Source organism: Methylophilus rhizosphaerae, assembly GCF_900100975.1.
Classification (GTDB): domain Bacteria; phylum Pseudomonadota; class Gammaproteobacteria; order Burkholderiales; family Methylophilaceae; genus Methylophilus; species Methylophilus rhizosphaerae.
On sequence record NZ_FNFX01000002.1, the window covers coordinates 70,950 to 93,245 of the forward strand.

At 52.2% G+C, this 22,296-nt stretch carries 15 protein-coding genes; 4 read left to right on the top strand and 11 right to left on the bottom strand.

Translation table 11 applies throughout. The features are described 5' to 3' along the window. Positions 1-6 precede the first annotated feature (6 nt). Together BLP53_RS04150 and BLP53_RS04155 are read left to right on the top strand one after the other, a co-directional pair. The gene (locus BLP53_RS04150; protein ID WP_091470603.1) at positions 7-1,158 is read left to right on the top strand and encodes an aromatic ring-hydroxylating oxygenase subunit alpha; all 1,152 of its coding nucleotides are present in this window, start codon (positions 7-9) and stop codon (positions 1,156-1,158) included. 14 nt (positions 1,159-1,172) lie between these two features. After that, positions 1,173-2,066: a DMT family transporter gene (locus BLP53_RS04155; RefSeq protein WP_281202877.1), complete on the top strand. Its 894-nt coding sequence runs from the start codon at positions 1,173-1,175 to the stop codon at positions 2,064-2,066. A gap of 2 nt (positions 2,067-2,068) precedes the next feature. On the opposite strand, the gene BLP53_RS04160 is transcribed toward BLP53_RS04155, so the two are convergent. The 4 genes from BLP53_RS04160 to typA form a co-directional block, all read right to left on the bottom strand. Beyond that, entirely contained in the window at positions 2,069-2,701 is a 633-nt protein-coding gene (locus tag BLP53_RS04160) for a response regulator (protein WP_425412892.1), read from the bottom strand. Positions 2,702-2,722: 21 nt separating this feature from the next. After that, on the bottom strand, positions 2,723-4,024 hold the full coding sequence (locus BLP53_RS04165) for an ATP-binding protein (RefSeq protein ID WP_091470609.1): 1,302 nt from the start codon (positions 4,022-4,024) through the stop codon (positions 2,723-2,725). Between the two features lie 121 nt (positions 4,025-4,145). Further along, complete coding sequence (locus BLP53_RS04170; protein ID WP_091470612.1) at positions 4,146-4,964, bottom strand: polyphosphate kinase 2 family protein; 819 nt, start codon at positions 4,962-4,964, stop codon at positions 4,146-4,148. A 159-nt stretch (positions 4,965-5,123) separates the two neighbouring features. Continuing rightward, the gene (gene typA, locus BLP53_RS04175; protein ID WP_091470615.1) at positions 5,124-6,932 is read right to left on the bottom strand and encodes a translational GTPase TypA; all 1,809 of its coding nucleotides are present in this window, start codon (positions 6,930-6,932) and stop codon (positions 5,124-5,126) included. Positions 6,933-7,293: 361 nt separating this feature from the next. Here typA and BLP53_RS04180 point away from each other — a divergent pair, with 361 nt between their 5' ends. Beyond that, the gene (locus tag BLP53_RS04180) at positions 7,294-8,895 is read left to right on the top strand and encodes a DEAD/DEAH box helicase (RefSeq protein ID WP_091470618.1); all 1,602 of its coding nucleotides are present in this window, start codon (positions 7,294-7,296) and stop codon (positions 8,893-8,895) included. 9 nt (positions 8,896-8,904) lie between these two features. Continuing rightward, the gene (locus tag BLP53_RS04185) at positions 8,905-10,359 is read left to right on the top strand and encodes a DEAD/DEAH box helicase (protein ID WP_091470620.1); all 1,455 of its coding nucleotides are present in this window, start codon (positions 8,905-8,907) and stop codon (positions 10,357-10,359) included. Between the two features lie 54 nt (positions 10,360-10,413). On the opposite strand, the gene BLP53_RS04190 is transcribed toward BLP53_RS04185, so the two are convergent. The 7 genes from BLP53_RS04190 to dnaE form a co-directional block, all read right to left on the bottom strand. Continuing rightward, complete coding sequence (locus BLP53_RS04190) at positions 10,414-10,842, bottom strand: group II truncated hemoglobin (RefSeq protein WP_091470623.1); 429 nt, start codon at positions 10,840-10,842, stop codon at positions 10,414-10,416. A 6-nt stretch (positions 10,843-10,848) separates the two neighbouring features. After that, positions 10,849-12,045 carry a formate-dependent phosphoribosylglycinamide formyltransferase gene (purT, locus tag BLP53_RS04195; RefSeq protein ID WP_091471377.1) on the bottom strand — a complete coding sequence of 399 codons (1,197 nt, stop codon included), beginning with the start codon at positions 12,043-12,045 and terminating at the stop codon, positions 10,849-10,851. Between the two features lie 171 nt (positions 12,046-12,216). Continuing rightward, positions 12,217-13,635, bottom strand: coding sequence for a sigma-54-dependent transcriptional regulator (locus tag BLP53_RS04200; protein WP_091470626.1), 1,419 nt, complete (start codon positions 13,633-13,635; stop codon positions 12,217-12,219). A 21-nt stretch (positions 13,636-13,656) separates the two neighbouring features. Then, positions 13,657-16,095, bottom strand: a complete 2,439-nt coding sequence (locus tag BLP53_RS04205) for a TonB-dependent receptor (protein WP_091470629.1) — start codon at positions 16,093-16,095, stop codon at positions 13,657-13,659. Between the two features lie 201 nt (positions 16,096-16,296). Then, entirely contained in the window at positions 16,297-17,775 is a 1,479-nt protein-coding gene (tilS, locus tag BLP53_RS04210) for a tRNA lysidine(34) synthetase TilS (protein ID WP_245652619.1), read from the bottom strand. Then, positions 17,765-18,760 carry an acetyl-CoA carboxylase carboxyltransferase subunit alpha gene (locus tag BLP53_RS04215; protein WP_091470631.1) on the bottom strand — a complete coding sequence of 332 codons (996 nt, stop codon included), beginning with the start codon at positions 18,758-18,760 and terminating at the stop codon, positions 17,765-17,767. Before BLP53_RS04215 ends, tilS begins: the two co-directional genes overlap by 11 nt. Before the next feature lie 33 nt (positions 18,761-18,793). Next, complete coding sequence (dnaE, locus tag BLP53_RS04220; protein ID WP_091470633.1) at positions 18,794-22,273, bottom strand: DNA polymerase III subunit alpha; 3,480 nt, start codon at positions 22,271-22,273, stop codon at positions 18,794-18,796. Positions 22,274-22,296: the final 23 nt, after the last annotated feature.

Consider the following 22,296-nt stretch of genomic DNA (forward strand, 5'->3'; position numbering starts at 1 on the left):
TGAGATATGGGTTCTGTCACCTCTTTAAACAAAGAACAACACAAGACTCGCTTCGCACAATTACCTGTTGACTGGTATCTCAATCCGGACATCTATGCGCTGGAGCAAGCGCACCTGTTCTCCCTGTTACCGCAATATGTTGGCCATGAGCGCATGACGCCCAATGCTGGCGACTATCGTTCGCTGGACTGGATGCACAATGCCAAGGCGCTGGTGAACCAGCACGGCGAATATCAGCTGATCAGTAATATCTGCCGCCATCGCCAGGCGGTAATGTTATCCGGGCAGGGCAATACACAGCATATCGTCTGCCCGCTACATCGCTGGACTTATGATTTAAATGGCCAACTGCTGGGGGCGCCGCATTTTGAACAAAACCCCTGCCTGCACCTGGAAAAACAATCGCTCAGCCACTGGCAAGGCCTGCTGTTCAATACTTCGCCTGCATCCAGCAAATCCAAAGCCGTGTCGATTGCAGATACATTGAAACAGCTCGGATGCAGCCAGGATTTTGATTTTACCGGCTATTATTTTGACCAGGCCATTGTGGATCACTATGACTTCAACTGGAAAACCTTTATCGAAGTCTACCTGGAAGACTATCACGTGGGCCCGTTTCACCCTGGCCTGAACCAGTTTGTCGACTGTGGTGAGCTCCACTGGGAATTCGGTGAGCACTACAGCGTACAAACAGTAGGGTACAAACCGTTGCCAGAATACAGCTTGTCACCGGCATACAAAACCTGGCAGCAGGCGGTGACCGATTACCAGCAAGGTACGTCGCCTAAATATGGTGCCATCTGGTTTGTGCTCTACCCTTTCCTGATGATCGAGTGGTACCCGAATGTACTAGTAGTATCGCATCTCATCCCCACCGGCATAGAATCATGTAAAAACGTAGTCGAATTCTACTACCCGGAGGATATCGCCCTGTTTGAACGCGAATACATCAAGGCACAGCAAGCTGCTTATTCTGAAACCGCGATTGAAGACAAGGAAATCTGCCAGCGCATGCACGATGGCCGCAAAGCACTGTATCTCGCAGGCAAGGATGAGCGTGGCCCCTACCAGCATCCGATGGAAACCGGGCTGGAACACTTTCATCGCTGGTACCGTACCCAAATAGAACCTTACTTGCCTGCGCAGTTTGTGCGCTAGGTTTTTCACGCGTTTTGTTTCTGTTTTCACACCCCAGACACTGGAAGTTAGGCAGCCTGTGGATGCTGGTTGCCGGTGTGGGCTTTGCCATCATGGGCGCTTTTGTGAAAAGCGGTGCCCAGCGTTTCAGCAGCACGGAATTAGTGTTTTACCGCTCCGTATGCGGTTTCATCTCTATTGCTGCCATGGTGTACTGGCAAGGCAAGCCACTCAGAAGTCCATTGATACGCAAGCAAATGGGGCGTGCATTGACCGGATTTATCGCACTGTTGCTGTTCTTTTATGCCATTGCGCATCTTCCGTTGGCCACGGCGATCACGCTGAACTACACTTCTCCCATGTTTCTGGCCTTGCTGTCACCGTGGTTGCTGACCAGCGAGCAACCTTTGTCACGCTGGCAACAGAACACTTTAAACCTGTGCGTGGTTGGCGGATTTATCGGCGTGACCTTGCTCCTGCATCCAAGATGGGAAGCCGATTTATGGCTGGCTGGCGCGGTAGGGTTACTTTCCGGCCTGGGAGCGGCACTGGCGTATGTGCATGTCAAACAGTTAGGGGCTGCCGGCGAGCCGGACTGGCGCACCGTATTCTATTTCACCCTGGTCTGCAGTATCGCCAGCGGTGGCCTGATGCTGAATAGTCAGGTAACGCCATTACACTGGCAGGATTTACCACTGTTACTGGGCCTGGGCATTTCGGCTACCATTAGCCAGCTCGCCATGACCCGCGCCTATCGCACCGGCCAAACGCTGACGGTCGCCAGCCTGGCCTATAGTACGATTGTCTTTGCAACGATGATTGGCGTATTCTGGTGGGGGGAGCGCTTGTCGTGGCTGGAATATATCGGCATGGCGCTGATTATACTGAGCGGGGTTGCCAGTTCCCGTGCCAGCAGTCCGCGCCGTTAAGGTCAAGGTTCCAGCAAGCCGCAGCGCATCGCAATCAGTGCAATCTCAGCTGAATTCTGTGCATTCAGTTTCTGCTTGATATTGTATAAATGCGTGCCCACGGTACGTGGGCTCAAAAACAGTGTTTCAGCAATTTCATTGGTGGACTTGCCACGTGCCAGTGACATAAACACTTCAAACTCACGCTCGCTCAGCACATCCACCGGGTTCTGTTCACCCGATAATTGCTGGATAGCCATTTGCTGCGCGACACCCGCTTCTATGTACTTCTTGCCCTGCGCCACGCTACGGATTGCTTTAATCAGCTCTTCTGCCGCACTACGCTTGGTGACATAACCCATGGCGCCAGCATTCAGGACACGCTTGGGGTGCACGGAGTCTTCATGCGCCGACAGTACCAGGATACGCGCATGGTTGTCCTTGGCCAGGATACGTTCAATCGCCTCCATGCCGCCTATACCCGGCATGGTAATATCCATCACCACCACTTGCGGATGGTGCTCCACATAAGCGCGAATAGCAGCTTCCCCGCTATCGGCTTCGGCAATTACCTTGATATCCTGATCGGATTCCAGCAGCATCTTGAAACCCATCCTGACGACCGCATGGTCATCTACCAGCATCACACTAATCATACTGTTCTCTTCCTGTTGCAGTTAAGCAGATTGTAAAGGTAACCGGATCTCCAGGGCGGCACCTTGCCCATTCCCTGGCTCTGAAATGACTTTAAACTGGCCATGCAAGGCCTGTACACGTTCGCGTATGCCCAGCAGGCCAAAATGTTGTGTCTGGTCCACTTCATCTGCCTGCATGCCCACGCCATCATCCTCAATCCTAAGGTGCCAGCCATCCTGGGCTGCCTGTATGCGCACCATGACTGATCGCGCATCGGCATGTTTGATCGCGTTATTCACCGCCTCCTGCACAATACGGTAAATATTGATATTGACGTTTTCACCCATGGGCTTGAACTCGCCGGAAACATGCAACTGAATACTTAACTCGGGATGTTGTGCCTGGTAGCCTGCAATCATGTCGCGCAGTGTCTCTATCAACCCCATATTATCCATCGCGGCAGGCCGTAACTGGCGGATGATATTATGCATCCCGTCATAGATATGATTGGCCGCCGCCACGATAGTTTGCGCACTGGCCGCGATGTCCGGCGATTTTTCGCGGGTTTTGTTGACAATGGCTACTGCAAACGTCTTGATCGCCGTGACGTATTGCCCCAGCTCATCGTGCAGTTCACGCGCCAGGCTACGCCGCTCATCTTCAATATGCTGCTGGATCAGCTGGGTCAACTGGCGGTTCTGCTCCAGTTGGCGTTCAGCATCCAGTGAGACTGCCATCTGGTTCAGGCTGGCACCTATGCGGTCAAATTCAGGGACCGAAAATCGCGGCAAGCGTGTGGTCAAATCGCCCTGTTCAATCTGGTTGATCCCACGCAGGATATGCTGCACCGGGCGCAAAGCATGGCTCAGCAGGCCGTATACCAGCAGGTTCAACAGCACAAAAAAACCAATCCCCATCCAGATCAGTTGCAGAAAACCGGACCAGGCTTCCCGGATCGACCCTTCGGCACTGGAAGTAATAATAAGGGTGCCATAGCGTACCCGGCGCGTCACGGTTTCCACCTTGGGCGAAACCAGTTTCACAAACCATTGCGGCGGGTCAATTTCCAGTTGGAAAGTCGAGTGAGGCGAGACATATAACAACGTATTGGCATAATCGTAAAGCTCTATGCGGCTGCTGCGCACATAGCCCAGGGAGTTGAGGAAATCCTGCAGCACATAATGGGTCGGGCCAAGGCTGGGATTCATGGCCGAGCTGACAATCACGGTATCCAGCAACTGTACCGTGACGCGCGTGGCAGCTTCGACACGTTCACGGATACTGTCACGCGTATCGCGCACCAGCACCACGCCGGCAGCCAGCAAAAAAGCCAGCGAAAGCATGGTCACCAGAAGATTTAATCGGAAACGTAAACTCATTTTCAATTGCTTTAATATGCCGCCATTTAACCGTGATTAGCAGGGCTGTAACAGCGTAAAATCATTAATTACTCCATTTCATCCGTCAATCCTCAATCACCACTGTATTCCAGGTTTTTGGTTTTCCCGGATAAGTCAGCGGCAAATTTTCGAGCGCCTGTAACAAAATACGCGAAATCAGTAAATTACGGTTGGTTTTGGAGTCAGACGGAATCACATACCACGGCGCATACGCTGTAGATGTTTCACGCAAGGTACGCTCATAAGCTTCCATATACTTATCCCAAAGCGCGCGCTCTTCCAGGTCTTTGGGGTTGAATTTCCAGAACTTCACCGGCTCATCCAGGCGCTCCTGCAAACGCACCTTCTGTTCCTCTTTGGAAATATGCAGAAAACATTTGATAATCGTCGTACCGGTCTCGGCCAGCATGCGTTCAAAATCATTAATCTGCTGATAGCGACGGGTAGCCTCCGCCTCATCAATCCAGTCATGCACTTTGACAATCAGCACATCCTCATAATGGCTGCGGTTAAAAATCACCAGTTCGCCTTTGCCCGGCACCTGGGTATGGACGCGCCATAAGTAATCATGTGCCAACTCATCTTCACTGGGAGCCTTGAAGCAGGCCAGGCGGATGCCCAGCGGATCGCAGGCATTAAACACATGCTTGATGGTACCGTCTTTACCGCTGGTATCCATGCCCTGTAAAATCAGCAATACCTTATGCTCGCCCTGCGCATGCAGGATATCCTGCCGTTCGTTAATGCTTGCGGTCAGTTGTGCCAGGATGGCGGCATCTGCCTCTTTGTCACCCGCACGGGCCGATTTGTCATCCGGCTTGAATTGCTTGAGTGAAAACTTTTTTGGGTTGACGCGATAATCACCCGGATTCAATTTACCCATTCAGCCTACCGATACCATGATGAAGAGCAACAAGTGTATCTCAGTTGCCTGCCTTTCACTATGTCTGACCCCGCCTTAATCGACTCTCACGGCATTCCCTGGTGGATACATAAATAAAAACGCCAGCGAATGCTGGCGTTTTTAATCACTTGCCAAGGATTAATCCTTGGAAGAACGTTTACGCTCATGCTCGAGCAAATAGCGCTTACGCAAGCGAATAGTTTTTGGTGTAATTTCCACCAACTCATCATCATCAATAAATTCAACCGCAGATTCCAGCGTCAATTTGATTGGTGTGGTCAAACGTACAGCTTCATCGGTACCGGAAGCACGCACGTTGGTCAGTTTTTTGCCCTTGATCGGGTTCACTACCAGGTCATTATCACGGCTGTGAATCCCGATAATCATGCCTTCGTACAACTTGTCGCCAGGGCTCACGAACATACGGCCGCGATCTTCCAGGTTCCATAGCGCATAAGCCACCGCATCGCCGTTTTCCTGGGAAATCAGCACGCCATTACGACGGCCTGGCATATCGGCTTTCACTGGTGCGTAATCATCGAAAATATGCGCCATCAGGCCGGTACCACGGGTCAGGCTCAGGAATTCGCCCTGGAAACCAATCAGGCCACGGGCAGGAATACGGTATTCCACACGGGTACGACCATTACCGTCGGATTCCATGTTGGTCATTTCACCGCGGCGGCGGCCCAGTTCTTCCATCACCGCACCCTGGTTTTCATCTTCCACGTCCACAGTCAGGATTTCGTATGGCTCACATTTCTCGCCATTGATTTCGCGGTAAACCACGCGCGGTTTACCCACGGCGATTTCAAAGCCTTCACGGCGCATGTTTTCCAACAGGATGGTCAGGTGCAATTCGCCACGGCCGGATACGCGGAACACATCGGTATCTTCCGTATCCTCAACGCGCAAAGCCACGTTAGTCAGCAACTCTTTGGTCAAACGGTCACGAATCTGGCGGGAAGTCACGAACTTGCCTTCGGTACCGGCGATGGGGGATGTATTCACCATAAAGTCCATGGTCAGTGTCGGCTCATCCACACCCAGGTGCGGCAAACCAACCGGCTTGTCACGGTCAGCGATGGTAAAGCCAATACCAATATCTTCAATACCGGAAATAATCACGATATCGCCTGCTTCTGCACCTTCTACCGGTACGCGGTCCAGGCCCTGGAAACCCAGCACCTGGTTAATACGGCCTTGCGCGACCTGTTCATCTTCACGCATCACGGCCACTACCTGGCCTGGCTTGATACGGCCATTCCTTACACGGCCAACGCCCAGGCGGCCAGTATAGGTAGAATAATCCAGTGCGGAAATCTGCAATTGCAGTGGTGCATCACTGTCACCTTCCGGTGGCTGCACATGGCTCAGAATCGTTTCAAACAGCGGACGCATGTTTTCGCTGGGCTTATTCATGTCCAGCGTGGCAAAACCGTTCAATGCAGACGCGTATACCACAGGGAAGTCCAGTTGTTCGTCATCTGCTCCCAGGTTGGCAAACAGGTCAAATGTCTGGTTAATCACCCAGTCAGTCCGTGCGCCAGGGCGGTCCACCTTGTTAATCACCACGATAGGGCGCAATCCCAGTGCCAATGCTTTCTTAGTCACGAAACGGGTTTGTGGCATCGGGCCTTCAACCGCATCCACCAACAACACCACGCCATCCACCATGCCCAATACGCGCTCCACCTCGCCACCGAAGTCGGCGTGGCCGGGCGTATCCACGATATTGATATGCGTGCCTTCGTAATTCACGGCAGTATTTTTGGCCAGGATGGTAATGCCGCGCTCTTTTTCCAGGTCGCCGCTATCCATCACACGCTCGGTCACTTGCTGATGCGAGGCAAACGTGCCGGCCTGTTGCAGGAGCTTGTCAACCATGGTGGTTTTACCGTGGTCAACGTGCGCGATAATTGCGATATTTCTGAGATTGCGTGCCATGTGAACTGCCAAAAGATAGAAAGGGCGCGATTTTAGCATACTTTGACCCAAATCTTTTGTGATAAATATTTGACTTTTAAAATAAATTCCTTATACTGCGCAAAGTCTTTAGCGATGCCGATTCTTTTCTTCCCTGGTCATCGTGTTGATTGTCTGCCCTGACCCATCGGTAACTCGTGTAGTGTGGAAGTTATCATCTTGAAATGACGTCTCAGTTAACGTCTCTTCTTTTATCGGTTAGTGGCTAGCCCGAGCGCCGGTAAAAGCTCCTCAGTGTTGTATTAGCGATATCACACGTTAATTCGGTATTGTTTCTTTGGCTTTGCTTGCGTCCTTTTAATTGTTTTGAAAGGGACATCCTTTGTCTTTTGCTGATTTAAACTTAGATCCATCCATTCTGCGCGCCCTAACCGAAGCCGGCTACGAAAGCCCGACCCCGATCCAGGCACAATCCATCCCCGAGGCCCTGCAAGGCCGTGACATCATGGCCTCCGCCCAAACGGGTACAGGCAAAACAGCCGCATTCACCCTGCCAGCTTTAAACTTGCTGGCAACACAGCACCCGGTACGCAGTCGCGGCCCACGTATCCTGGTGTTAACACCGACCCGCGAGCTGGCAGCCCAGGTCAATGAAGCTGCCCGTAAATACGGCAAATTCCTGCGTGCTCGCTGCGTCAGTATCGTCGGTGGCATGCCCTACCCACTGCAGAACAAATTGCTGTCGCAACCGCTGGATATCCTGGTAGCAACCCCAGGCCGCTTTATTGACCACCTGGAGCGCGGCCGTATTGATTTGAGCCGTTTGCAGATGCTGGTGCTGGACGAAGCTGACCGCATGCTGGACATGGGCTTTATGCCGGATGTGGAACGCATTTGTGACGCCCTGCCCGCTGAACGCCAGACCCTGCTATTCTCAGCCACGCTGGATGGGATCATGGATATCGGCAAACGCTTCCTGCGTGACCCGATCACGATTCAAGTGGCAGGCCAGAAAGACAAGCATGCCAACATTGAACAGCGCCTGCACTTTGTCGATGACATGAACCACAAAAACAAATTGCTGGAACACTTGCTGGTTGAACCAGGCGTTAACCAGGCGATTATTTTCACCAGCACCAAACGCCATGCAGACTTGCTGGCTGAAGATTTGTACGCAGCCGGCCACAAAACCGCCGCCTTGCATGGTGACATGACCCAGGGTGCACGTAACCGTACCTTGACCAAATTGCGCCATGGCGATGTCAAGGTCCTGGTCGCAACTGATGTCGCAGCACGTGGCATTGATGTGCACGGTATTACACACGTCATTAACTACGACCTGCCCAAATTTGCCGAAGACTACGTACACCGCATTGGCCGTACCGGTCGTGCCAATAACACCGGTATCGCCATTTCTTTTGCTTCCAACACCGATCGCCACTTGCTGCGCAAAATCGAGCAATACACCGGTCATAAATTCCAGCCAGCCGTGATTGCCGGTTTTGAACCTAAACGTGCGGTGCGCATGGATGATGGCGAAGGCCGACGTAGCAATGGTAAACGTCATGGCAGCGGGAATGGCCGCCCGCAAGGCAAAAGTGGTTTCCGTGGTAACAACCGTGATGGCGGCAATCGTGAGAATCGCGAATTCCGTGGCAACCGTGAAAACAGTTCTTTTGGTGACCGCGTGATGCGCGAAGGCCAACCGAACCGGGCACGTGATGCTCGTCAGGGCGAGCAAAAAACGGACCGCGAAGTCAATGGCAATAGCAAAAGCTACACCAAAGATACAGACTTCCAATTTGCGCGTGCATTGACTGAAGAGTTTGGCCAACGTCGCCCACGCTCTTCAAACAATCAACCAGCTAACAAGCAGGAACGTTTTGGCAACCCGAATGGTCATCGTGGCAACAATAAACCACGTGCAACAGGCAACAAATCATTTGGTGAATCCAGCCCGAAACGCCCTCGTTCATTTGCATAATTTACGACCATGTCAGAGCAAACTACTGTAGATTTTCGCGCATTGGGCCTGGCTGAGCCTCTGTTAAAAGCCATTGAGGAATCTGGCTATACCACGCCTACCCCTATCCAGGCGCAAGCCATTCCCCTGGCACTGGAGCGCAAGGATTTAATGGCAGGCGCACAAACCGGCACAGGCAAAACAGCCGCATTTTCATTACCGATCCTGCATACCCTGCTGCCACTGGCAAGCACCAGCACCTCACCGGCGAAACACCCGATCCGGGCGCTGGTGCTGGCGCCGACAAGAGAATTGGCAATCCAGGTCTATGACAATATCAAAACCTATGCCAAACACACGCCTTTACGCAGCCTGGTGGTGTATGGCGGTGTCGATATCAAAACGCAAACGCCCATTTTGAAAACCGGGGTTGAAATCCTGGTCGCCACGCCTGGTCGTTTGCTCGACCATGTAGAGCAGAAAACCCTGTCTTTGAACCAGGTGCAGTTCCTGGTGCTGGACGAAGCTGACCGCATGCTGGACATGGGCTTTATGCCTGACCTGAAGCGCATTCTCGCGCTCTTGCCGAAACAGCGCCAGAACCTGATGTTTTCGGCCACCTTCTCCGACGAAATCAAGAAACTGGCAGATGCGTTTTTAAACCAGCCGACCTTGATAGAAGTGGCACGCAGCAATGCCACTAATGACAATGTCGAGCAAAAAGCCTACCTGGTGAACAGTGACCGCAAACAGCGCTTTCTGGTGCAATTGCTTAAACAATACGCCAGCCAGCAAGTGATTATTTTCACCAAAACCAAGCTCTCCGCCAGCAGGCTGGCGCGGGCACTGGAACGGGACGAAATTCCTTGCACTGCCATCCACGGCGATAAATCCCAGAAAGAACGCATAGAAGCGCTGGATGCATTCAAGGCTGGCAGTATACATGCACTGGTGGCAACCGATGTGGCAGCACGTGGCCTGGATATCAGCGACTTGCCTCTGGTGATCAATTACGAGATTTCCACCTCGCCGGAAGATTATGTGCACCGTATTGGCCGTACTGGCCGGGCCGGTGCCAAAGGTGTGGCGATCTCCCTGATTGACGAAGAGGAAACCAAGTATTTTGATGAAATCGAAAAGCTGATTAAAAAGCAAATTCCCAAAGAAAAAGCATCCGGCAGTGCTGCCAGTGCAGGCAGCAGCCGTCCGGTAAAATCGGCAAAATCCCTCAAGAAAGAAGATGCCTGGTTTTATCAGCCTTATGAACCTTCCAGTGCTGCGGCTACCGTGGAGACTCCTAAAGTCATAGCCCCCGTCGCCAAGCCATCCACGGCCAAACGCAAAGTCGTCGCTGCCTTACTGGGCGGATTTGGCTTCAAGGCGGCACCACGTGCGGCGCAGAATAAAAAACGGGTAGCAGGTAAAGCCCGGGAAAAAGAAGTGCAAGCAACTTCACCGGCTGTCGAGGTTGAAAGTAGCCAGTAATTAAAAAGCCCCGTTGATGCGGGGCTTTTTAATTTCAATTTCGTTTGAGTAACATTAACCTTCACGGTTACGCATAAAATCTGCCACGCCATATAACTGGTTGGCGATATGCCGCATCAGGCTGTCTTCAAACTGGCATTGATGCATGGCTTTAATCATGCAATACATCCACTGGTCACGTGCTGATTCATCAACCGGGAAAGGCATATGGCGCGCGCGCAAACGTGGATGTCCGTAGCGCTCAATATATAACTGCGGCCCACCCGTCCAGCCCATCAGGAACATAAACAGCTTTTCCCGGGCTTCTGTCAGGTCAGGCCTGTGCAAAGCGCGTAACTCCGCTGCTTTAGGATCACTATCCATAATGTCGTAAAAAGTTTCGACTAGCAGGCGGATATTTTCCGGGCCTTTTTCCTCGCCACCCAACCAGTCGAATAAAGACTGCTTGGCTGCATTAGGTTCCTGAATCTGGTTAAGTGCCATGGCCGGTTAACCTGCGGCTTTTGGCGTCACCAGCGATGCTGCCTGTTTCGCGCGCTCACGTGCCAACGCTGTATTATCCGCTGTTGCCAACGCCACTCCCATGCGACGGCGGACAAAAGACTCCGGTTTGCCGAACAAGCGGATTTCACTGTTAGGGACAGTCATCGCCGCTTCCAGGCCATGATAAGTCAATGCATTGCTATCTGCGCCGCCATAAATCACGGCGCTCGCCCCCACTTCACGCTGGGCCACATCCACCGGTAACCCCAGGATGGCACGCGCGTGCAACTCAAATTCATTCAGGCGCTGGGTGCACATGGTGACCATGCCGGTATCATGCGGGCGCGGGCTGACTTCGGAAAACCATACCTGCTCACCCTTCACGAATAACTCCACCCCGAACACCCCCTGACCGCCCAGTGCGTCGGTAACCTTCTTCGTTACTTCCTGTGCATTCTGCAATGCCTTAGGGTGCATGGCTTGCGGTTGCCAGCTTTCGATATAGTCACCCTGCTGTTGCAAATGGCCAATAGGTGCGCAGAAATAGGTTTCTACCTGCCCGGCAGCATTTTTTGCGCGCACGGTCAGCAGTGTGATCTCATAATCAAAATCAATCTGCCCTTCGACAATCACCACGCCCTGGTTTACGCGCCCACCACTGGCGGCATATTCCCACGCAGCTTTCACTTCGCTGGCTTGCGTAATACGGGATTGCCCCTTCCCGGAAGAAGACATGGTTGGCTTGATAAAACAGGGGTAACCAATGCCGCCATCAATGGCGGCCTGTAATTCGGCTTCGGAACGGGCAAAGGCATATGGCGAAGTAGGCAACCCCAACTCCTCGGCCACCAGGCGACGGATACCTTCACGGTTCATGGTCAGCTGCACAGCGCGCACGGTCGGCACCACAGTCACGCCAGCGGCCTCTATTTCTGCCAGCGCCTGCGTATTCAATGCCTCAATTTCCGGCACGATGTAATGCGGCTTCACCTCATCAACCAGCGCTTTCAGTGCCTCGGCATTCGTCATATCAATCGCGTAGGAATGATGTGCTACCTGATGTCCCGGCGCATTCTCATAGCGGTCAACCGCAATCACTTCCACACCCAGTCGCTGCAAGGCAATAATGACCTCTTTACCAAGCTCGCCGCTGCCCAGCAACATGACTTTGGTGGCGTTCGCGCTTAATGGGGTCCCTATCATTCCTGCACTCCAAGGTAAAAGTGCAATGATACCATGCAGCACCTGCTGGGCTGTCAATCGGCATGGATTTTCCTTCACAAAGAAGGGAGAAGATTGGCCTGGATCAATTACCCATAAACAAACAGGCCCCGCGATTGCGAGGCCTGTTATCTTGCCAGCGGTATATTATTTTCACACAGAAGAAATACCATGTTTATCCATCCGGTAGCGCATGGTCATACGGGTAATGCCCAGAATGCGAGCCGCCTTGGATACATTATGCCTGGCCTGCTCCAGGGCGCTGAGCAACATGGCTTTTTCTGCATCTTCCAGTGTCATGGGTGCGTCGCTGGCACCCAGTGCACTCACAGCCACCTGGCTGGCCTGGGGCAAACCCAGCGCCTGCGCCGAAATCACCGGCTGTGTGCACATCAACACGGCACGGCTGATCTGATGCCGCATTTCGCGCACATTCCCCGGCCAATGATAATGCTGAATGGCCATCAATGCGCTGGCGTCAAACTCATGATGCGGCAAGGCATAGCGCTTCTCTGTCATTTGCCGGAAATAATTCGCCAGCAGCAGGATATCCTGGCCACGATTACGTACAGGCGGCATCTGCATGGTAATCACATTCAGGCGATAATAGAGATCCGAACGGAAACGCCCTTCACTGGACATCTGGTACAAATCACGGTTAGTGGCAGCGATAATGCGCGCAAGTACGGGCCGCTCCTTGGTGGAGCCCAAACGCCTGACCATGCGGCGCTCCAGCACATTCAGCAGTTTAGCCTGCAGGCCCAGCGGCAATTCACCGATTTCATCCAGGAATAAAGTACCATCTTCGGCTGACTCTATCAGGCCGGGGCGGGAAGCGACAGCGTTGGTAAACGCACCTTTTTCATGGCCGAACAGCTCACTTTCCATCAGTTCGGCAGGTAAAGACGCACAATCGATATACACGAAAGGCTTGTCATGATTAATACAACTGGCATGCAGATACCGGGCAACCACATCTTTGCCGGTACCGGTTTCCCCGGTAATCAGCACCGTTGGCGGTACCGCATCACTGAGTGAGCTCAATTGTGCAATACGGCCGATCTGCTGGCGCACGCTTTGCATGGCCGCACTTTCGCCGATTAGTTGTATGGATTCGTTAATCACTGCATCACGTTGCCTGGAATATGCCAGGCTGGTTTGCAGCTCAGTGGTTTTCTCATTTTTCTGGATAATCAGCAGCAGCTCTTCCAGATCAATGGGTTTCTTCAAATAATCCAATGCCCCCAGTTTGATGGCATTGACGGCATCGGTCACTTCCCCAAACGCGGTCATGACGATGACATTGATATTCTTGGCAATCATGTCAGAAAGCAAATCCAACCCGTTACCATCCGGCAGGCGCATGTCCAGCAATGCCATATCCGGCTCAAACTGCTTGATCAGCAGTTTTGCATCGTGCAGGGATTCTGCGTGCTCACATTCAAATCCGGCTTTCTGCAAGCGCTTGACTACCGCTCTTGCAAACAGCACTTCATCCTCCACCAGTAAAATTTTCTTTTTCACTGGTAAAAGCGTCGCCTGGGAATCAGGTGATGAAATTTGTGAGAGCACGCATCCTCCTCTGTTTATTACTTAGTCAGGATCATAACTGGCTACGGATTGTTTTGGTTTAAACTCGTAACGCAAGCCAATCCAGCCCGCACGTGGTGCACCTGGTAGCAAGCTCAGCACTTTGCTTTCATCACCAAAGGTACCACTTGCATCAAACATGCTTTCTGCCAAACGACCCGCAATGTTGTACTCTTTGTCAAAGATATTAGTTGCTTTAGCAAATACCTTCCAACCGTTGCCAAAGTTATACTGACTATCCAGATTGACAATGAAGTAACCGCCAAGTTTGCCACGGCCAGTTGCACAATCATCTCCGCCGTTACAATCAGCAGCATTTGCTCTATGGCTATTATTTTCGTTGCCCAATACATATTGGCTGGAGTAGCCAACTACATTAGCACCTACATTCCAGCTTGGGGTAACCGCATACTGACCACGCAACTTCAATTGATGTTGTGGAATTCCAGGAATTCTGTCTCCAGGACGGGCTGTGTAAACGCCATCACTGTTCACACCTGAAGAATTTGACTCGTTGACAAACTCAACATCGCTATCATAAGTAGCACGAACAAAGCTGTAAGAAGCACTCCATTTGAAGTTATCAATAAAGCCATTCAGTCCCATATCAATACCCTGACGTTTGGTTCTGCCCACGTTTTTGAAGTAACCGGCACCGGTTTGCGAATTGGCTGCGGTAAACTGGATATCATCATGATTTACCGCGTGATAAACACCGGCATTCCAGAACACGTTATCCGTCAACTGCCCCCGACCACCCGCCTCATAGGTTTTAGCAACCACCTGGTTCAATGGTGGATCGTCCGCCATCGCAGCTGGTAACAGACAAGGCGCTGCCGGATTGGAGCATCCCACTTCAATGGCAGTTGGCGCACGGCTGGACTCACTGTATGAAGTGTACAGTGTCAACGCTTTAGTCGGCGTATAGGTCAGGCCCACGGTCGGATTCAAACGGGTATAACTATCCTTCGCAGTCAAGCTATTGAAATTGTTCGCCGCAGATGCGGGACCACGCAAGGTGTCAGTATTATCCACACGCGTAAAGTTCCAGCTGGCGCCTGCGTTCAAATGCCAAAAGTCATTCAGTGACAAGGTATCACTGGCGAACAAGCGTGCGGTGTATTGCTTGCCGGTCAAACCGACTGACTGGCGCTGGCCTAAGGCACCGGGGCCATCCAGTATCGGCGCTCTTGTATCATCAAACACAGGATCGCTTTCACCAACGGTCGCGCCATCGGCTTCAGCAATATTAATCTGTTCGGATTGTTTAAAACGAATCAGGCTGTAATCATAGCCAGCACCGACTACAAACTGGTTTTCCTTACCCAGGAAGTCCTGGTTAAATGTGGCCTGCCCTGTCATACCATAAGTGTTCTGACTGGTCTGTGTGCTATTCATGACAGCTCCGCTTAAGTCACAATCTCCAGGGCCTGGACATGTCACGCCAGGATATCCTTCCAACTCCTCCCCACCTTCTACTTCAGCATCAAAACCATCCCCGTTTTTGGTCCTGCGGTTAGACTTCTTATAGTAAACGTTGCCGGATAACAAAGTGTCACTATTCAACCAATGGCTGGCATTCAGAGCCAGAAAGTGTGAGTAATTATTGGTCTGGTCTGGTCTGGTATTAATTTGGTCACGATCTCCATGCAATAGAAATTCCGGTGTCAAACCGTTCCCAATCAGGTTGTTATCCGCTCCGATATACGTCAGGTCTAATTTGGTAGTCTCACTCTGCCAGCCAGTTTTGGCAAACAACTGGTTTACATGGGAAGGAGAATATTTTCTCCAGCCATCCTCGGTTGTATGCTGAAAACCAATCATATAATCAACAGAGCCATCTTTAGACACACCGCCGTATTCTGCCAATGCGCGTTGACGGCCCCATGAGCCGGCTTCATACTCAAGCGCAGCACCTTGATTATTTCTTCCGCTTTTGGTCTGAATGGCAATCGCACCACCCAATGTGTTCAAACCATATAAAGGGTTGGAACCAGGAACTAGTTGCATATCACCAATGGCAAAACTGGGTATTTTGTCCCATGAAGTCACATCACCAAATGGCTCGTTTACACGCACCCCATCAATATAAGTTGACAAACCTTGCGGGTTGCCCAGTAATGAAGAAGCAGAATAGCCCCTGAAGTTGATTTCAGGCTGCCATGGATTACCCCCCAACTCAGTTACCGTCACCCCTTGCATATTGTTATTCATATAATCTGCAATCGATACGCCGACCTGATTATTAATGGCTGCTGGATTGGCCATCTGAATATTGGCAGGCACTTTATACAAAGGCAGACCGATGCCTTTTAGCGGCGTTGTGCTATACACCTCCACCTTATCAATATCCAATGTCTCTTCAGCCTGCACATGCAACGCTTGGGTGGCATAGGCCGACACAATCGCAAGCAGCAAGGGCTTGACAGCATTTCTGTTCATAAGAATGATCCTTTTCCCTAAAGTGTTAACTTATTACTTTTTTATAAAAGCACTCTGTACACAGCAATTATTGTTCCTGGAATGCCAATAGGAAAAAGCCATTTAAAATCAATAATGTAAATATTTGACCATACGGGCCAACCACAAAAGTGGCTATTTACAACCAATTTTATGGTTATTTATGGTTGTTTACAACCATATTTATGCGTATGAAGAAGATGGAAGAGGATGCAGCGAAATTTCCAGGCCATAAGCGTTACGGCCCGGGCGCCAGCCCGCATCTATCGCCAGTGAAGCGAGTGAGACCAGCGTTTGGGAAATGCCAGGTTGCGTAGTGACCACACTGACCAGTGGATAAAATGCCCGCTGCCAGGGTGGGATACCCAGCATCTGGAAAATAACTTTCAATTCGCGCCGGGGGCGTTTGGCATCCGGTTGCAACATTTCCCCCCCCGTTCTGGGAGAAAGCATGAGCGATATTCCGTCAGGCACCGGCATGACGTGCCCATAGCGCTTATGCAAAGTAATGGCTGCGGGACTGACACCCAGACGCGCCAGGGCAATGCCTTTGCCTTTGCTCACTTTAAACTGTACCTGCCAGCCACCCCAAATCTGCGTACTGCCGCCCTGCCAGATCAATGGCGTCTGTGGCAAAGCAGAAGGTTTGGATACACAATACAAACGCTGTTGGTAATGATGCAGGTACGCCAGGGATTTACCGGACTGGCTGTGCAAAGGCAGGTGTAAATAGCGATGCGGTTTTACCGTAGACAATTGTTGCCAGTAATCCTGCAATTGCTCAGTATTTGGCATGCGCAAACCCCGTTGCTGGAACCAGTAACGCAGCAGGTTTTTGGCACGCACACCGCCCAGGTCACGCAATCGCTGGATATCCACCGACTGGCCCAGCCACTCTTCCCGCGCATCGCACGCAGCCATATCCTGGCTGGCCAGGCTATCGAGTAACGATTGTGCTTCTGCCATGTGCAGGGTGGTGCGCGCCAGCGCCATATCCAGTTGCGGGTAACGCTCACGCATGACGGGCATCACGGTTTGCCGCATGAAATTGCGGTCATAGCTGATGTCGCGGTTGCTTTCATCCTCTACCCATTGATACTGGGATGCCTCTGCTTGTTGCAGGATATCGGCTTTGCTGACCTGTAGCAGCGGCCTTAGCAGCTTGCGTTCGACATCCCACGCACTCATGGCAGACAAGCCCTTGACGCCTGCGCCCCGCACCAGTTGCAGCAGCATAGTTTCACTTTGGTCTTGCAGGTGATGGGCTGTCACAATCGCATTGGCAGCCACTTGCTGGCGTCTACGTTCCAGTGCCTGGTAGCGAGCTTCGCGTGCGGTGGCTTCAACGCCCAGGCCGCTTTGTAAATCCAACTGTACTTTTTCGGCATAAAACGGCAGGCCCTTTTCCAGGCATACTCGCTCGCACAAGGCCAGCCAGTCATCCGCATTCGGGCTGAGGCCATGATGAACATGCATGGCAGACAAGCTGAACAACCCCTGTGTGGATAGCTGCGCAAGCGCATGCAGCAAGACAATGGAATCAACACCGCCACTGAGCGCCAACAGCAAATGCGGGGAGGATGAGGATTGTTCTTTTTGCGCAGCCAGGAAAGCACTCAGCCCCTTTTCCAGCTGTGCCTGTAACAGCGGATTATTTTTCACTAGCGGATTTGAATTTACCGTAACCCATCAGGCGCTGGTAACGTGTTTCCAGCAATTGCGGCAGTTTTTTGGCCTGCAACGTCTTAAGCTGGGTGGCAATGGTATGGCCCACACGTTCCATCACTTCTTCGTAATTGCGGTGTGCGCCACCCAATGGTTCATTGATAATGGAATCCACCAGGCCGAGCGATTTCAGGCGATCAGCGGTAATGCCCAGGGTTTCTGCAGCTTCTGATGCCTTGCTGGCACTCTTCCACAAGATAGAAGCACAGCCTTCGGGTGAAATCACTGAATAAGTGGAATATTGCAACATATTAAGCTGATCGACCACGCCTAATGCCAATGCGCCGCCAGAACCACCTTCACCGATGACAATCCCGATAATCGGCGTTTTCAGTTCGGCCATGACGTACAGGTTACGTGCAATGGCTTCAGACTGGCCGCGCTCCTCAGCCCCGATACCCGGATAAGCGCCCGGTGTATCAATAAACGTGATAATCGGCATACGGAATTTCTCTGCCAGGCGGAACAAGCGCAAGGCTTTGCGGTAGCCTTCCGGGCGCGGCATGCCGAAATTACGGTATTGGCGCTCCTTGATATCACGCCCCTTCTGGTGGCCCATGACCATGACAGGGATGCCATTGAAGCGCGCAATGCCGCCGACAATGGCCGGGTCATCGGCATAGGCGCGGTCGCCATGCAGTTCCTGGAAATTTGTAAACAAAGCCTGGATGTAGTCCATGGTGTAAGGCCGCTGCGGATGGCGCGCAACCTGTGAAATTTGCCAGGCACTCAGCTTCTGGTAAGTTTCCTGCAGCAGTTTGTTATTCTTCTTTTGCAGTAAATCCAGCTCCTTGGAGATATCCAGCGCATCATGCTCATCATGGGATGACTGCAGGGCTTCAATACGTTTCTCCAGTCCGGCAATAGGCTGCTCGAACTCAAGATAAGTCAGTTTACTAGGCGTTAAACGTTTTGCACTCATGGTGAATTCCAGTATGAATTCTTAGAAAAAAGTTCAGGCATTATAAAGGATTTTGACATTTTCTTTTGACAACCAGCCCTGTAAATTCTGTAGCAAGTCGTCATGCAGCACCACTTGCCAGTCATCTCCCAGCATCAGGCTGGCCTGCGCTGACTGGTTATGATAATCAATCTTGATCGGGCAACGCTTCTGGTCTTCTCCCGCATAGCGATACGGCGTTAGTACATTCATCAGGCGCTGCACGTCCGATGTGCCATTACAGCTGAGGGTCAACATCTGCGCAAAGCGGCTACGCACGGCAGCCAGGTCATACAATTTCCTGGCACTGACGCGGATGCCACCTGAAAATTCGTCATGACTGATACGACCTTCTACCACCAGCAGTTGGTCATCTTTAATCCATTGTGCATGCTGGGTTAACAGTTCAGCGCCGATCACGACATCCACGCGGCCTAATGCATCATCCAGCGTGACAATCGCCATCTTGCCGCGCTGCGTCATGCGCACGCGCACCCCCATGACGATGCCAGCCAGCAACTTGGGTTGCTCCTGCGGCGCCAAATCACGGAGGTTACCTTTGATAAACGGGCCAAGCTGGGCCTTGTAACTTAAATAAGGGTGGCCACTCAGGTAAAAACCCAGGGCGGTTTTCTCTTCCTGCAATGCCTGTTCCGGGCTCCATGCATTCACCGCGGGCAATTGGTGTTCGGTATTGTCCACCCCGCCAAACAGGCAGTCTTGCCCGGCATGCGCAGCGGATTGCTCGGCCGCACTAATCGCGGTATCCAGGCCAGCCAGTAATGCAGCGCGGTTTTGCTCCAGTTTGTCAAATGCACCTGCCCGAATCAGCGATTCAATCACACGCCGGTTCACTTTGCGCAGGTCCAGCCGCTGGCAGAAATCAAACAAATCCCGGAATGGCCCCTGCGATGTACGCGACGCAATAATCAATTCGATCGCTGCCTGGCCTGTTCCCTTGATCGCACCCAGGCCATACAGCACGCGCTGGGCATCCAGTGGCTTGAACTGGAAAATACTGGCGTTAATATCCGGCGGCAGTACTTCCACATGATTGCCGCCGCAATCATCAAAAAAGGTATGCACGTTGTCGGTGTTGTTCATATCCGCCGACATGGTCGCCGCCAGGAATGCTGCCGGATAATGCGCTTTCAGGTAAGCCGTATGATAGGCCACCAGGGCATACGCAGCCGCATGTGACTTGTTGAAACCATAACCGGCAAACTTTTCCAGCAAGTCAAACAGCTCGTTAGACTGTTGCAAAGTCAGGCCATTTTTGAGCGCACCTTCATTGAAGATTTCGCGCTGCTTGACCATCTCTTCGGGCTTTTTCTTACCCATGGCACGACGCAGCAAATCCGCACCGCCCAGGCTATAACCAGCCACGACCTGAGCAATCTGCATCACCTGCTCCTGGTATACGGCGATGCCATAGGTTTCCTTGAGGATGGATTCGGTTGACGCGTGCGGATATTCCACACGCTGGGTACCATGCTTGCGGCGGCAGAAATCCGGGATCAGGTCCATGGGTCCTGGGCGATACAACGCAACCAGCGCGATAATGTCCTCAAACAAGTCTGGCTTGGCCTGTTTCAGCATGTCTTTCATGCCGCGCGATTCCAGCTGGAACACCGCCGTGGTATTGGCGGTTTTCAGCAGGTGGTAACTGCGCTTGTCATCCAGCGGAATTGTTTCAAAACTTAACGGTGGCAACGCTTCCTGCGCACGCTGGGCATTGGCATTTTCCAGGGCCATATTGAGGATGGTCAGCGTACGCAGGCCCAAAAAGTCGAATTTGACCAGGCCCACCGCTTCCACGTCATCCTTATCGTACTGGCTGACCAGGCTTTCGCCATTCGGCTGGCAGTACACAGGCGAAAAATCAGAAATCTTGCCAGGCGCAATCAATACGCCACCGGCGTGCATGCCGATGTTACGCACAAGGCCTTCCAGGCGGAGCGCCAGGGAAAGTAATTCTGCGACCTCTTCTTCTTTTTCGCGTCGCTCCTGTAACTGTGGCTCTTTTTCCAGCGCGGACTCCAGCGTGATGCCAAGCTCCAGCGGAATCAGCTTGGCGATGCCATCGACAAAGTTGAACGGCAAATCCAGCACCCGGCCCACGTCGCGAATCACCGCCTTGGCGGCCATGGTACCGAAGGTGGCGATCTGCGACACCGACGCTAAGCCATACTTGCGCTTGACGTAATCGATGACGCGATCTCGTCCTTCCATACAGAAGTCAATATCGAAGTCGGGCATGGACACCCGCTCAGGGTTGAGAAAGCGCTCGAACAGCAAGTTGTATTTGAGCGGATCCAGGTCGGTAATGCCCAGGCTATAGGCCACCAGTGAGCCGGCGCCAGAACCCCGACCCGGCCCGACAGGTACGCCATTGCTCTTGGCCCAGTTGATAAAGTCGGCCACGATCAGGAAATAACCGGGGAAACCCATCTGGATAATGATGCCGCATTCGAACTGCAGGCGCTCTTCATACTCAGGACGCTTGGTTTCCCGCACCTGCTCATCCGGATATAAATAGGCCAGACGATGTTCAAGTCCGGCTTTGGACTGGTCGATCAGGTAGGCATCCAGGCTTTCACCATTCGGCGTAGGAAAATCCGGCAAATAGTTTTTACCCAGGGTCAAGGCAAGGTTGCAGCGTTTGGCGATTTCGACCGAGTTTTGTAGCGCAACCGGCATATCGGCAAACAAAGCCTGCATTTCTGTCTGTGTTTTCACATACTGTGAAGCTACAAACCGTTTGGGGCGGCGCGTATCTGCCAGCACATAGCCTTCGGCAATGCAGGTACGCGCTTCGTGCGCCATAAAATCGTCAGGAGTCTGGAACTGTATCGGATGCGTAGCAACCACTGGCAGCCCAAGCTGTTGCGCAATCGCTGCGGTTTGCTGTATCCATTGCTCCTGTGCCTTTGCTTCAGCACTGCCCGTTTCGTATACACGCTGGACTTCCAGGTAATAACGTCCCTGGAATATATGCGCCCAATGCCTGGCTGCCTGCAATGCCTGCGCCTGGTTACCGGATTGCAAGGCCAGCCCGATATCCCCTGCCATAAAGCCGGACAACATCAGCAAACCTGCATTCTTTTCCTGCAACCAGTCCGGCTTGACTTCCGCACGGTCACGATACTGGTTTTCCAGGTAGGCCTGCGACAATAGTTCGCACAGGTTGCGATAGCCCTGCTGGTTTTGTACCAGCAATAACATACGGTACGGTTGGTCACGCTGCACAGTATTTTCTACCCAGACATCGCAACCCAGGATGGGTTTTAATCCTTTACCACGTGCCGCCTTGTAAAACTTGACCGCGCCAAACAGGTTGGCAAGGTCGGTCAACGCAATGGCAGGCATCGCATCCTGCCTGGCTGCTTTCACGTAGTCATCAATGCGCACCGTGCCATCCACAATAGAATATTCACTGTGGCAACGCAGGTGGACAAATGCAGGTTGAAGGGTCGGAGTCTGAGGCGCTTCCATGCGGTTATTTTACCTGCACGCGA